This is a genomic window from Blautia sp. OM06-15AC, assembly GCF_003481425.1.
GTDB lineage: Bacteria > Bacillota > Clostridia > Lachnospirales > Lachnospiraceae > Fusicatenibacter > Fusicatenibacter saccharivorans.
This window is the reverse complement of the sequence record NZ_QULD01000004.1, coordinates 220,664-235,187: the sequence shown is the minus strand read 5'-3', so window position 1 is coordinate 235,187 and position 14,524 is coordinate 220,664. Positions and strand designations below refer to the sequence as shown.

At 47.7% G+C, this 14,524-nt stretch carries 12 protein-coding genes; 11 read left to right on the top strand and 1 reads right to left on the bottom strand.

Annotation, left to right across the window (positions count from 1 at the left end; genetic code table 11):
- Nucleotides 1–30: 30 nt before the first annotated feature.
- From DXB83_RS08070 to DXB83_RS08050, 5 genes are all read left to right on the top strand, one after another.
- On the top strand, nt 31–2,220 hold the full coding sequence (locus DXB83_RS08070) for an alpha-galactosidase (RefSeq protein ID WP_117805120.1): 2,190 nt from the start codon (nt 31–33) through the stop codon (nt 2,218–2,220).
- 12 nt (nt 2,221–2,232) lie between these two features.
- On the top strand, nt 2,233–3,234 hold the full coding sequence (locus DXB83_RS08065) for a substrate-binding domain-containing protein (RefSeq protein ID WP_117805119.1): 1,002 nt from the start codon (nt 2,233–2,235) through the stop codon (nt 3,232–3,234).
- Nucleotides 3,235–3,539: 305 nt separating this feature from the next.
- Nucleotides 3,540–4,562, top strand: coding sequence for a glycoside hydrolase family 130 protein (locus DXB83_RS08060; RefSeq protein WP_117510535.1), 1,023 nt, complete (start codon nt 3,540–3,542; stop codon nt 4,560–4,562).
- 18 nt (nt 4,563–4,580) lie between these two features.
- Entirely contained in the window at nt 4,581–5,759 is a 1,179-nt protein-coding gene (locus tag DXB83_RS08055) for an AGE family epimerase/isomerase (RefSeq protein WP_055221154.1), read from the top strand.
- Nucleotides 5,749–6,924 carry a glycoside hydrolase family 130 protein gene (locus tag DXB83_RS08050; RefSeq protein ID WP_022461807.1) on the top strand — a complete coding sequence of 392 codons (1,176 nt, stop codon included), beginning with the start codon at nt 5,749–5,751 and terminating at the stop codon, nt 6,922–6,924. Before DXB83_RS08055 ends, DXB83_RS08050 begins: the two co-directional genes overlap by 11 nt.
- A 149-nt stretch (nt 6,925–7,073) precedes the next feature.
- Here the strand turns inward: DXB83_RS08050 and DXB83_RS08045 are convergent, their stop codons facing one another.
- The gene (locus DXB83_RS08045; RefSeq protein ID WP_117805118.1) at nt 7,074–9,131 is read right to left on the bottom strand and encodes an ATP-binding protein; all 2,058 of its coding nucleotides are present in this window, start codon (nt 9,129–9,131) and stop codon (nt 7,074–7,076) included.
- A gap of 283 nt (nt 9,132–9,414) precedes the next feature.
- Between DXB83_RS08045 and DXB83_RS08040 the strand changes: the two genes are divergently transcribed.
- The 6 genes from DXB83_RS08040 to DXB83_RS08010 all read left to right on the top strand — a co-directional run bounded on the left by DXB83_RS08040 (nt 9,415) and on the right by DXB83_RS08010 (nt 14,524).
- The gene (locus DXB83_RS08040) at nt 9,415–10,365 is read left to right on the top strand and encodes a 3'-5' exonuclease (protein ID WP_117761367.1); all 951 of its coding nucleotides are present in this window, start codon (nt 9,415–9,417) and stop codon (nt 10,363–10,365) included.
- 122 nt (nt 10,366–10,487) lie between these two features.
- Complete coding sequence (locus tag DXB83_RS08035; protein ID WP_117761366.1) at nt 10,488–12,113, top strand: AAA family ATPase; 1,626 nt, start codon at nt 10,488–10,490, stop codon at nt 12,111–12,113.
- Nucleotides 12,114–12,195: 82 nt separating this feature from the next.
- Complete coding sequence (locus tag DXB83_RS08030) at nt 12,196–12,426, top strand: hypothetical protein (RefSeq protein WP_117510543.1); 231 nt, start codon at nt 12,196–12,198, stop codon at nt 12,424–12,426.
- Nucleotides 12,427–12,518: 92 nt separating this feature from the next.
- Nucleotides 12,519–13,124, top strand: coding sequence for a thymidine kinase (locus DXB83_RS08025; RefSeq protein WP_117761365.1), 606 nt, complete (start codon nt 12,519–12,521; stop codon nt 13,122–13,124).
- 348 nt (nt 13,125–13,472) lie between these two features.
- Nucleotides 13,473–14,033, top strand: coding sequence for a histidine phosphatase family protein (locus DXB83_RS08015; RefSeq protein ID WP_117805117.1), 561 nt, complete (start codon nt 13,473–13,475; stop codon nt 14,031–14,033).
- A complete protein-coding gene (locus DXB83_RS08010) occupies nt 14,030–14,524 on the top strand; it encodes an AAA family ATPase (RefSeq protein WP_117510549.1) in 495 nt (164 codons plus the stop codon). Before DXB83_RS08015 ends, DXB83_RS08010 begins: the two co-directional genes overlap by 4 nt.

Genomic DNA, 14,524 nt, shown 5'->3' with positions numbered 1-14,524 from the left:
ATCAAGCTTACCTGAAATAAGGAGAAGAAAATGGCGATTTTATATTATGATGAGAAAAAGCTTTTTCAGTTAAATACAGAGAATACGACGTATGTGATCGGCCTGAGCCCGGAAGGCTACGTCGGACATGTTTACTACGGACCCCTTCTGCACGGAGAGCCGGATCTGTATCCGCTCCGCATGGATGAGCCGCCGTTCACCCCGTCCGTCAATAAGAGAGAGAAATCTTCGTTCCTCGACCGTTTTCCAATGGAATACCCGACCGGAGGAGTCGGCGATTACCGTGAGAGCTGTCTGAATATAAGAAATGCACAGGGCCGTATGGGATGTGAGATTTTCTTTGATTCCTATGAAATTTTCAAAGGAAAACGCCCGCTGACCGGTCTTCCGGCTTCTTTTGGAACCGAGGACGAAGTAGAAACTCTGGAAATCACCTGCAAAGATCCTGTTCTTGATCTTGTTGTTATCCTTTCCTACTCTGTTTTTACAAAAGAAAACGTTATCACCCGAAGTGTCCGCGTGAAAAATGAAGGCAGTGAAGCGCTGAAGGTAGAGAAAATCTACAGTGCCTGCCTCGATATGGACAACGAAGACTTTGAGATGCTTTCTCTTCATGGATCCTGGGGAAGAGAACGCCACATCCAGCAGGGTGCGCTCCGTTACGGAAAACAGCTCGTTTCCTCCGGAAGAGGCGAGTCCAGCCATCAGGAGCATCCGTTCGTGGCAATGGTAACACCGGGAACGGATCAGGAGCGCGGCGAGGTTTACGCAATGCATTTCGTATATTCCGGAAACTTCATCGGTCAGGTGGAACGATGCCAGTTCGACACCGTGCGTATGGTGATGGGTATCAACCAGGAGGAGTTCTGCTGGAATTTAAAAGCCGGCGATGAATTCCAGGCGCCGGAGGTTGTTATGGTCTACTCTGCCGAGGGACTTGGCAAAATGACGCGTTCCTACCATGCATTTTATCGCAGACATATGATCCGCAGCCCGTACAACCACAAAAAACGCCCGATTCTGATTAACAACTGGGAAGCAACTTACTTTGATTTTGATACCGATAAACTCCTCGATATCGCAAGAGAGGCAAAAAAAGACGGCATCGAGATGCTTGTTATGGATGACGGCTGGTTCGGAAAACGAAATAAAGACGATTCTTCCCTCGGTGACTGGGTTGTCAACGAAGAGAAGATCAAAGGCGGCCTGAAAAATCTGGTTGACAAAGTGAATGAAATCGGTCTTGAATTCGGTATCTGGTTCGAGCCGGAGATGATCTCCCCGGACTCTGATCTCTACAGAGAGCACCCGGAATGGGCGATTCAGATTCCGGGAAGAGAAGCGACTGAGATCCGCTGCCAGTACGTGCTGGATCTCTCCCGCCCGGAAGTGCAGGATTATGCGTATGAATGTGTGGCAAAAATCCTGCGCAGTGCAAACATCAAATACGTGAAATGGGATATGAACCGTCAGTTAAGCGACCTGGGAAGCACCTACCTGGACAAAGATTCCCAGCAGGAGCTGTTCCACCGCTACGTGCTCGGTATGTATGCGATGCAGGAGCGTCTGGTACAGGAGTTCCCGGATCTGCTTCTGGAGAACTGCTCCGGCGGCGGTGCACGTTTCGATCCTGGAATGCTTTACTACAGCCCGCAGATCTGGTGCTCCGACGACACCGATGCGATTGAGCGTCTGGAAATCCAGGAGGGAACAGCCCTCATTTACCCGCTCTGCTCAATGGGTGCACACGTCAGCGTATGCCCGAACCACACGGTTGGCCGTGTAACTCCGTTTACAACGAGAGGCCATGTGGCACTGGCCGGAACGTTCGGCTATGAGCTTGATATCACAAAACTGCCGGAAGAAGAGAGAAAGCTGATTCCGGAGCAGACCGCGATGTATCACAAATATCATGAACTGATCCGCGAGGGAGAGTATTATCGTATTCTTTCCTACCGTGAAAACCACAGATCCGATTGCTGGGCAGTAGCTTCTGAGGATAAAAACGAAGTGCTTGTAACTTACGTACAGGTGCTGGCACAGGTAAATATGCCGTCCCGCAAGGTACGCCTGCGCGGCTTCGATCCGGCGAAAAAATACCGTCTGGAAGGAACCGATGAGGTTTACAGCGGCGAGATGCTGATGAATGCCGGATTCCGCATGAAAGATTTCTGGGGCGATTTCGTCAGCAGACTGTATCACTTTATCGCAGTGGACTAAGGAGTAACATATATGGCAAAAGTAAGATTGGCAGATATTGCAAAGGTGGCGGGCGTCAGCGCCGTCACCGTGCATAACGCGATTACAGGACAGAAAGGGGTCAGCGATGAGATGCGCGCCCGGATTCTGGAAATTGCAAAGGAAATGGGGTACCGCCAGCCGGGAAGCGGAGCGAGAAATACACAGGGAAAAAGCCTGCGCTGCATCGGAGTGGTGATTCCGGAACGGTATCTGGCAGAGTATACGACATTTTACTGGAAAATGTATCAGGAGATGGCACTGGCGGCGACGGAAAAGAGCTGTATGGTGACCGTGGAGATCCTGAAACAGGAGATGGAAGATGAGATGATCGTGCCGTGCATCGCCAAGGAGCAGACCGTCGATGCACTGATCCTTATGGGAGACACGAGCCGCGATTACATCCACTATCTGAAGAAAAACGTGGATCTTCCGATCGTATTTCTGGATTTCTACGACAATGAGCTGGCAAAAGATGCCGTGATCGCAGATAACTTTCACGGAATGTATCTGATGACGGAATACCTGTATGAGCATGGCCTGACCAAGCTGGCTTTTGTCGGTTCGATTCATTTTTCCAGCAGTATCATGGATCGGTACTGCGGTTTTTCCAAGGCTGTTCTGGAACACCGCGATGTGACACCGGCGGAATGGATTCTGGAGGACCGTGATGAGCAGGGCCAGATCGAAATTCATCTCCCGGAACAGATGCCGGAAGCGTTCGTCTGCAACTGCGACCTGACCGCCGGCCTTCTGATGCTCGAGCTGGAAAAACGCGGCATCTCCGTGCCGGAGGATGTTTCCATTGTCGGCTTCGACAATTACCTGTATCCGGGTTTCCCGGATCTCAAGATCACTTCGTATGAGATCAATACGAAGGCGATGGTAAAAGTAGCGCTCGAAAAAGCGCTGAAGCAGATCCGCGGCGCGGCATCCGGCAAAAATATGGAAATTGTCTCCGGACAGCTGGTGCCGAAAGAGAGCGTAAAGCTTTGATTTTTATAACTGAATTATAAATTAAGAAACGGGGCATTTTGAAATGCCCCGTTTTTGTACATATTACACAACAAAGTCACTTAAAAATTGACAGTATCTAACGGAACTTATTTTTTAAGTGATTTCCAGTTGAAAAATTAATCATCTATGTTAAAATTAAGCTAAAGGACTGGGCGTGAGGGTGATAAAACACGGCGGTTCGGAGAAAAAAGAATTAAAAAACAAGATTCTGTCCACTAACAGAAACTTAAAAAAACAAAGTACAACTCATAAACAAACAATATTTTTCATGGAGGTTTCAAAAAATGAGCGAAGTTAAAATTATTGGAGATGCTGTCAAAAATATGCCATGGCAGGAAGGCCCGGCTGAGTTTTCCGGTGCACCGGTATGGAGATACAGCGAGAATCCGATTATCGGAAGAAATCCGGTGAAGGAAGTAGCAAGAATCTTCAACAGCGCCGTTATGCCGTACGGCGACGAGTTCATCGGAGTATTCCGTGGTGAGCAGACAAACGGAATCCCGTACATCTACCTTGGAAGAAGCAAAGATGCGATCCACTGGAATTTCGATGAGAACAAAATCCAGTTCGTTGACGAAGAAGGCAAACCGTTCATGCCGGTTTACGCATATGACCCGCGTCTTGTAAAAGTAGAAGATACCTACTACATCATCTGGTGCCAGGACTTCTACGGTGCAGCCATCGGAATGGCAAAAACAAAAGATTTTGAAACCTTCGTACGTGTGGAGAATCCATTCCTTCCATTCAACAGAAATGCCGTTCTCTTCCCGAGAAAAATCAACGGCAACTTCGTGATGTTGTCCCGTCCAAGCGACAGCGGCCACACACCGTTCGGTGACATCTTCCTGTCCGAGAGCCCGGATATGCTGTACTGGGGCAAACACCGCCACGTCATGAGCAAGAGCCCGGAGTGGTGGGAGTCCTTAAAGATCGGCGGCGGCGCAGCTCCGATTGAGACCAACGAAGGATGGCTGCTGTTCTACCACGGTGTAAGCGGCACCTGCAATGGCTATGTATACAGCATCGGCGGCGCAATCCTCGACAAAGAGAATCCGTCCATCGTAAAATACCGCTGCCAGAACTTCCTTCTGACACCGGAAGAGTGGTATGAGGAGAGAGGCTTCGTTCCGAACGTAACCTTCCCGTGCGCAACCATTCACGATGCAGAGACCGGAAAGATCGCGATCTACTACGGCGCAGCCGATACGTATGTAGGACTGGCATTCACAACCGTAGATCTGATTGTAGATTATATCAAGAAAAACAGTGTCGTACGCGAGTCTGACACCGAAATTGGAAGAAGATAAGAAAGAAGGAAAGAAAAGATGCAGTCTTTGGCAAAGGAAGTAAAGCAGGAGCTTACTGGACGGATCGTTCCGTTCTGGGAGGGCTTAAGAGATGAGGAATACGGCGGATTTTACGGCTATCAGGACTTTGATCTGAACGTGCAGAAAACGTATGAGAAGGGCTGCATCTTAAACAGCAGAATTCTCTGGTTTTTCTCGAATGCGTACCTGACCTTAAAGGACGAGAAGCTGCGCGCCGATGCGGAGCATGCGTACCGCTTTATGAAACAGGCGTGTGTGGACCGCGAGTACGGTGGCGTGTTCTGGTCTGTCACCTACGACGGAAAACCGCTCGATACGACAAAGCATACGTACAATCAGGCATTTGCAATTTATGCGCTGTCTACGTATTTTGATGCGACGGGCGACACCGAGGCGCTGGAGCTGGCAAAATCGCTGCAGCAGATCATCGAGACACACTGCACCGACGAGTACGGTTATCTCGAGGCATTTACCCGCGATTTCAAGCCGGAGAGCAATGAAAAGCTCTCGGAGAATGGCGTCATGGCAGAGAAGACCATGAATACGCTGCTGCATGTTTTCGAAGCATATACCGAGCTGTACCGCGTGACAAAGGATCCGTTTACCGGTGACCGTCTCCGCTTTATGATGGATCTCTTCGCGGATAAAGTATATAACAAAGAAAAAGGCCGTCAGGAAGTATTCTTCGACCGGACATGGAATACGCTGATTGATCTGTATTCTTATGGCCATGATATCGAGACTTCCTGGCTGATCGACCGGGGTACAGAAGTGCTCGGCGATCCGGCTTACCGGGAAAAACTGCTGCCGATCACCGGAGAGATTGCGGAAAATATCTACAACACGGCATACAAAAATCATTCGCTGATGAATGAGTGCGAGCGCGGTGTGGATGATACCACAAGAGTCTGGTGGGTACAGGCAGAAGCAGTCGTTGGATTTTTAAATGCATGGCAGAAAAAACCGGAGGAAACAAAGTATCTCGATGCGGCAAAAGACATCTGGGGCTACATCAAGGAATATGTGATCGACAAACGAGAGGGGTCTGAGTGGTTCTGGTGCGTGAATGCAGACGGAAGCCCGATTCATGAGCCGATTGTAGAACCGTGGAAATGCCCGTATCACAATGGACGTATGTGTATGGAAGTAATTGGGAGGTTAAAAGATGCTGAATAAACAGTATTATGTGGAAAAAGCCAAGGTAGACCGCCTTGTGGCAAGAAAGAACACAAAAGCAGATTTTTACAACGGTATTTATGACCGCTATGAGTATCCGGTGCTGACAAGAGAGTTCGCTCCTGTTCACTGGAGATATGATCTGGATGAGGAGACGAATCCGTACTTTATGGAGCGTCTCGGCATCAACGCTGTGATGAACTCCGGCGCGATTTATCTGAATGGAAAGTATTATCTCGTTGTCCGCGTGGAGGGCAATGACAGAAAATCTTTCTTTGCTGTTGCAGAGAGTGATACTGGTATCGACGGATTCCATTTCTGGGATTACCCGGTTGTGCTGCCGGATACCTGCGCAGAGGAAACCAACGTTTATGACATGCGTCTGACCCAGCACGAGGACGGCTGGATTTACGGAGTGTTCTGCTCTGAGAGCAAGGACAAAAACGATCCGGATCTGTCCGCGGCTGTTGCTGAGGCTGGTATCGTAAGAACGAAAGACCTGAAGACCTGGGAGCGTCTGGACAACCTGAAAACCTTACGTTCTCCGCAGCAGAGAAACGTTGTTCTGCATCCGGAGTTCGTAGACGGAAAATATGCCTTCTACACCCGTCCGATGGATGGTTTCATTGAGACCGGAAGCGGCGGAGGAATCGGCTTCGGACTCTGCGATGATATCACACATGCTGTCATCGACGAGGAGAAGATCATCAGCAAACGTATTTATCATACCCTGACCGAGTCCAAAAACGGTGCCGGAGCAGTGCCGATCCGCGGTAAGAAATGCTGGATCAACATTGCACACGGTGTAAGAAATACAGCAGCAGGCCTTCGCTACGTTCTGTATGTCTTCGGTACTGATCTGAACGATCCGTCCAAAGTCATTGCAGAGCCGTCCGGTGTATTCCTGGTTCCGCTTGGAAAAGAGAGAGTCGGAGACGTTTCCAACGTTGTATTTACAAACGGCGCGATTGCGCGTGAGAACGGAGAGGTTTACATCTACTATGCATCCTGCGATACAAGAATGCATGTAGCAACCACCACAATCGACAAACTCGAGGACTATCTGTTCAACACACCGCAGGATCCGCACAGATCCCCGGACTGCGTAAAACAGAGATGCGAGCTGATCTCCAAAAACCTGGAGCTGCTGAAAAACGAGAAATAAAAGCGTCCGCTGCGGCGCATGAAAAAAGGAGCTGTTCTCTTTACGGGAACGCTCCTTTTTTCATGCATATTATTTGTTTTTGGGTTTCTGATCGTCGATGGAAGTTAAAATTCCATAGAAGAGGCGCGGTGCATCGGGATCTGTAAAGGTCATGAAAACCTGGAAAGTGTTTCGAGAAGAACCGAAACGTCAACGGGTTTCGCGATATGGGCGTTCATGCCGGATTCCAGTGCTTTTCGGCGGTCCTCTTCAAACGCGTTTGCCGTCATGGCGACAATCGGGATTTCCCCGCGTTTTCCCGGGAGTGCACGGATCGCTTCTGCGGCCTGATAGCCGTTCATGTTCGGCATCTGAATATCCATCAGAATAACATTGTAATAATCTTCTGGTGCGTTCTGGACTGCTTTTAAGCAGAGGGCGCCGTCTTTTACGTGCTCGGCGTGAATGCCGTTTTCTTCCAGAACGGTGAGTACAATTTCTGCATTCAGGTCATTATCCTCGGCAAGCAGCACACGTTTTTCGGAAAGCGTCTGCAGGGACTGCTCGAGAATCTCGTCTTTATGCTGGTGAGCCGCAAGCTGTTCTTCGGTCGGAAGTCCAAACGTGAGGCAGACCGTAGTTATTGTTCCGGCACCGAGTTCGCTTTCCACATCGATCGTTCCGCCCATCAGATTCACGAGGGATTTGACGATCGGAAGGCCGAGGCCGGTTCCGGTGATGTGGCTTTCGGTGGAGGAATGTTCTCTTGTAAATTCTTCAAAAATATGCGGCAGATACTCTTTGCTCATGCCGATACCGTTGTCCTTCACGGTGATGCGGTAGGAGGCAAAGCCCTTCCTTGGTGCCGGTGTCTCTTCGATTTTTACGAAAATTTTTCCGCCCTCCGGCGTATACTTGATGGAGTTGCTGATGATATTCAGCAGAATCTCCCGTATTTTTGTCCGGTCGCAGAGGATGGCATCGTGTTCCACCGTGTTGTAACAGAGATAGGAAAGCTTTTTGCTTTTTAACGAAGGCTCAAACACTGCATTCAGGGAATTGATCAGCTCGCTGTAGCTGCCGAGCTCGATTTTCAGCGAGGCCTTACCGCTCTCAATGCGCGCCATCTCAAGCACGTAGTTGATCAGGGAGAGCAGAAAACTGCTGGAGGACTTGATTTTTGCAATGTAGTCGACCGCGCGGTCCTTCTCGTCGATGTGCTTTTCCAGCAGATCCGAGAAACCGATGATGGCATTCATCGGAGTTCGGATGTCGTGGCTCATGTTGAACAGAAAACGTGTTTTTGCTTCGTTGGCAGACTGTGCTTCCTGTACGGCTTTTTCCAGTTCTGCTGCGTGAATCTCGTCTTTATAGCGGCGCATCTGGAACTGCAGAAAACCAATAGAGGCAAGCAGGGAAAGGATGAGTCCGAGTGCAAAGGAAACAAAAACCTGCAGCGGACTGAGCCAGCCGTTTTTCGGTACAATTTCAAAATGCCAGGTGTCGTTCGGCACGGTGCAGAGAACTTCGATGGCATCGGAACGCCGGGAATTGCCGGAGTGTGCGATGGAAACGTGTTCGCCGGTGGCCGGAGAAATTTTCCAGAGTTCGTAGGTGTAGCCGGCTTCTTCCAGTGTATCCAGTTCAATTTCGTTCAGAAACGATTCCCAGTCGAGAACGAGAATCGAAAAGCCCCAGAAGGTCTGGTCACCGTTGGCATCGGTGGTATAAATCGGGTCAAAGAGCAGTGCTCCGATGTCGCCCTGCTGCAGCTCAAACGGTCCTGCAATCGTGTATTCGCCGCTCTCTTTGGCAAGGCGTGCCTCCTGTTTCCGGGCAGGATGCTCGAGCATGTTAAGTCCGAGTGCGGCTTCGTTTCCGCTCATCGGATAAATCAGTGTGACAATGCCGTCCTTTGCAAGCTCATGTGCTTTGATGACATTCTGGTCGTCCTGCATCAGCGAGGAGAGGACGGAAAACTCTTCGTCATTGACGGTATAACCGGCTTCAATCATGTGTTTCATCAGATTGGATTCGGCAAGATAATGGTTTAACTGCGATTTCACGCGGCCGATGGTCGTCTGTGCGGTATAGTCAGCTTTCAGCTTTGCTTCCTTTAACTGATTCTGATACAGAAAAACGGCGCAGAGCTCGACAAGAAAAAATGTAATAAAAAACAGCAGAAGCGCCTGAAATCGAATCTGTTTTTGCGTTAATTTTGTTTTCATATCGGATGCTCATCTAAATTCGTAATATTTCCGGCTTTTTCAGGTGATTTTTTTGAGTAAAAACGAAGGCCGGAGTTAAAAATATTATATCGGATTTACCCTGGGATTTCAATAAAAGAAGCGTTAAGTTTGAAAGAGAACGGGATGAAATGAATGGGAAATGTAATGCATAAGAAGAAAATTGCCAGAATGGGCGGAGAATGGAATTGCCAGATAGTTGCTCATTATATCAAAATCATTTATAATAGGGACAGACGACACAGAATGAAGGATTGACAATACAATGGACTATGTGATTTTTGACCTGGAATGGAACCAGTGTCCCTATGGAAAAGGAAAAGAGAACCCGAAGCTGCCATTTGAGATTATTGAGATCGGCGCGGTGAAGATGGATGGTGAGCGGAATGTGCTGGGAACGTTTCACCGGATTGTAAAACCGGTGGTCTACCAGCATCTCCATCACCGGACGCGCGAGGTCGTCGGACTGACAGAAGAGGATCTGCAGAACGGAATCCCATTTGCGCAGGCCGTGCAGGAATTTTTTGCATTCTCCGGCGGTGCGTGCATGTTCGGCACCTGGGGACCGGGAGACCTGACGGAGCTCCAGCGGAACATGAAATTTTATAACCTCCTGTCGCTGATCCGCGGGCCGATTCATTTTTACGATGTACAGAAACTGTTCGCGATCCAGTACGAAACGATGAAGAGCCGCCGGGCGCTCGAGTACGCCGCCGACTTCCTCCATCTCCCGAAGGACGAGCATTTTCATCAGGCGCTTTCGGATGCAAAATATACGGCCGACATTTTTGCGCGCATCGATATGGATGTTGTGCTGGCGTACGACTCGATCGACGTATATCAGAACCCGAAATCGAAAAAAGAGGAGATCCACGCCGTCTATAATGGCTACACGAAATTCATCTCCCGCGAATTCGACACAAAAGAAGAAGCCATGCACGACCGCGAGGTCTGCAGCACGCACTGCTGCATCTGCGGGAAAACGGCAAGAAAACGCTTACGCTGGTTTTCGGCCGGCGGGAAAAACTACTACTGCGTAGCCTGGTGCCCGGAGCACGGATATTTGAAAGGCAAAGCCCGCATGAAACATTCGGATGAAGGAAAACTCTTCGTCGTGAAAACCATCCGCATCAGCAGCGAACAGGAGGCGGGGGAAATCCGGCAGAAGAAAGAGAACCTGCGGAAGAAGAGGAATCAGAAGAGGAAAGAAATGTAAGAAAGGCAGAGGAAATGGAAACGGGATAAAAGGTTTCATTTCTTCTGCCTTTTTAATTGGAAAACAGAGCGGGATCGGTTATAATAAAAAATAATGGAACGTATGAAAAGAGGAGGCGCAGAATGGGAGCTTATTTAAACAGTCAGACACCGTATACCCTGTATCAGAGTGAGAGCCGCAGCCCGTATTTTGTGGATAAAACAATGCTGCTGCAGGAACTGTTTCCCTATGTGGCTGCAGGGAATCGCCATCTTTGCGTCACAAGGCCGCGCAGATTTGGAAAAACAATTGCGGCCAATATGATCAGCTCGTTTTTTCAGAAGGGTATTGATTCAGGTGAACTTTTTGACCGGCTTAAAATTTCAGAAGCGGATGACTGCCAGAAATACAAAAACAAGTATAACGTCATTCGGATTGATTTCAGTAAAATGCCGAGAAACTGTGAATCTTACCGACAGTATATCGAGCGTGTGGAAGAACTTCTGATCAGTGATCTGCGGGAAGCGTATCCGGATGCAAAAACCAGTGAAACAGATGCGATTGGAGATATTCTGGAAGAGATCTTTCAACAGTATCATGGCGAAAAATTTATTTTTGTTCTGGACGAATGGGATTTTATTTTTCACAGGGGATTTATAACAGAAGCGGATAAAGCAAAGTATGTGGCATTTTTAAGTAATCTGCTGAAGGACCGTCCCTATGTGATTTTATCGTATATGACGGGAATTTTGCCGATTGCGAAATATTCCAGCGGATCGGAACTGAATATGTTTGCGGAGTTCACGATGGTAAATTCACCAATGTTCGGAACATACTTTGGATTTACAGATGACGAAGTGGATGATTTGTATGAAAGGTACTGTAGAGAATGCGAAAAACAGAGAAAAATAAAAAATGTGACGCGAAAAGGTCTGCGAGACTGGTATAACGGTTATTATACAAAATCGGGAGAGCGGGTATACAATCCACGCTCCGTTGTTTTTGCACTACAGTTTAACAATCTGGCAAATTACTGGACCAGCTCAGGTCCATATGATGAAATTTATTATTACATTCGAAATAATGTATCCGACGTCAGGGATGACCTTGCACTGATGGCAGCAGGAGAGTCAGTTTCGGCAAAAATACAGGAATATGCGGCCACTTCCATGAACCTGTCTACGAGAGATGAAATTTACTCTGCGATGGTGGTGTATGGATTTTTAAGCTATTTGAATGGAAAAGTGTCTATTCCGAACAGGGAATTGATGGAGAAGTTTGATGAGCTGCTGATGAAGAATGAATCTCTGGGATATGTATATCGTCTGGCGAAAGAGTCCGAGAAAATGCTGAAAGCGACTCTGGCGGGAGATACGCATACGATGGAAAAAATTCTGGAACTGGTGCACGATACGGAAGTTCCGCTGCTGTCGTACAACCATGAGACAGAATTGTCAGCCATTGTCAATCTGGTATACCTGGCTGCGCGTGACAGTTACCGGGTAGAGCGTGAGGATAAGGCGGGAGTTGGGTATGTGGATTTTATTTTCTATCCATATGATCTGACCGCAGATGGAATTATTCTTGAACTAAAAGTAGACCACACTCCGGAAGAAGCAATTCAGCAGATCAAAGACAGGAAGTATGCATTAAAATTTGTGCCGCGGCTTGCAGAACAGAAAAAGTATACAGGAAAAATACTGGCTGTGGGAATTGGGTATGAAAAGACGGAGAAAAAGCACAGGTGTAGAGTGGAAAGCTTAAATTGAGTGCTTGAGAGGTAAGAGAACTATCGATAAAAGCAGGTTTGTCGGTAGTTTTCTGTTATAGAGAAGAAATGGGGGCAGAGCAATGAAAACAATCCATAAAATTTCCGGAATTTTTCTGTGGTGTGTCGTTGGCGTGTTTCTTGGAAAGAGCGTTTATACGTATTATGACTACACAGCACACCCCGGTTTGTATGAGACGTGGTCTGCACCGTGGTATACAGGGATTCTGCGGGATGGCGTAATTGCGGCGGTTCTGATTGCGGTGACGCTGGCGGTTCGGTGGGTGATTCAAAGAAAAATGAGGAAGGAATAGAAGGCGATGATTTTTAAGAGACTTGGCTTGATGAGGAGTCGTTTTTACGGAAAGAACTGAAAGAATAAGAAAAGACAAAAGGACGAAAAACAATGGCAAAATTATATTTCCGCTACGGCGCGATGGGCAGTTCGAAATCTGCTAATATTTTGATGGTTCGCTATAATTATGAGGAGCGCGGGCAGTATGCTGTCCTGTTGAAGCCGCGGACGGACAACCGCGACGGAGAACATGAAATCAAGTCCCGCATCGGGCTGGAGGCACCGGCGGAATATGTGGATGAATTTTTAAAAGAAATTTCAGAGACCTGGAGTGCAGACAGCGGGGAATACCGGTATCACGGAAAGAAAGTGGATGCGGTTCTTATCGACGAGGCGCAGTTTCTTTCTCCGGAGGAAGTTGATACGCTTTCGGACATCGTGGATTTTTATGGGATTCCGGTTCTCTGCTACGGTCTGCGTGCGGACTTCCAGACACATCTGTTTCCGGGTTCGAGAAGATTGATGGAAATCGCTGACATCATCGAGGAAGTCCCAACGGTCTGCTGGTGCGGAAGACGGGCGCAGTGCAATACGAGATACGCAGACGGAAAAATCGTTCGGGAAGGCGCGCAGATTTTCCTTGGATCGAACGAGAGTTATGTGGCGCTTTGCAGGAAACATTATAAAGAAGGAAAGCTGTGGAAGGAAGATGAGTAAGATAACAATATATGAAGTACAGGAGAGAATGCCGCGGATGGAAACGCTGGTGGAACTGTGGGAAGCTTCCGTCCGTGCGACACATCATTTTCATCGTTAATAGGAGCTTCTTTTGCAACAACATCCATTCGTATCAGTTTATCAAGAATATCCACAAGAGCAGGTCCGCTGGAAACATTTGATTGCTGCAATATAATCTTTTCTGGGATAATACTCCGTTTTGCACCATGCTTTTTATCGCTGGGGAACATCAGAAAAAGGATATGGAAAAAAGCCGATGGAGATGTTTTTGATTAAAAAACTTTAGGAATAACAGCAGGGGAGAGTGAAGTGAAAAAAATATTTTTAATGAGGCATTCCATCCCGGAAAAAGGGGATATACCGAATGAGCAGATTCCTCTATCGGAAGAGGGAAAAGCGCTTGCTGTATCAAAAAGAAATATATTTTCAAATGTGGACAGATGCTTTTCTTCACCTTATCGGAGAGCAATGGAAACGGCTGAATTCATCGCAGATCACCCGGTCATTGTGAAGGAGCTGCATGAAAGAACGATCGGGGATGCCAGGGAGGATTTCTGGCTGAAACAGTATGAAGATCACGATTTTCGCAATCCGGGCGGGGAATCGTTAAATCAAGTGAAGGTGCGGATGAAAACCGCGATCGATTCTATCGTCGGACAGATGGAAGAAGGAGAAACAGCACTCGTGGTTTCTCATGCGACGGCGATCTGTGCATATTTGCTTTCTTACTGTGAAATTGAAGTGAAAGATGCGGAAAACAAAGTAAGAAAAATATCCTTCCATGGAAAAGAAATCCTGAATGGCAGATTTCAGCCGGCAGATGGATTTGAAATCCTTTTTGAAAACGATATTTTTTCGGACATTCGTGTTATGGGGAGAGAAAAATGAAAACATTATATTTGATCGGCGGAACGATGGGCGTTGGCAAGACGACGGTAAGTCAGCAGCTGAAAAAAGATCTGGCGAACAGCGTTTTTCTTGACGGCGACTGGTGCTGGGACGCCGATCCGTTTCAGGTGACGGATGAGACGAAAGAGATGGTGATGGACAACATCTGTTATCTGCTGAATAACTTTCTGCATTGCAGCGCTTATGAAAACGTTATTTTCTGCTGGGTGATGCATGAGCAGAGTATTGTTGATGAAATCGTCAGTAAGCTGGACACGGAAGAATGCAGAGTGATTAAAATTTCGCTGATCGTGGATGAAGCAAATTTGCGGAAGCGGTTATTATCCGACATCGCAAATAAGATTCGTACGGAAGAGATTATGGACAAAAGCATTGCACGAATTCAGATGTATCAGGTACTTGATACGGTAAAAATTGATACGAGTAATAAGAGTGTCTGTGAAATTACAGAGGAAATTGCAGCACTTTAA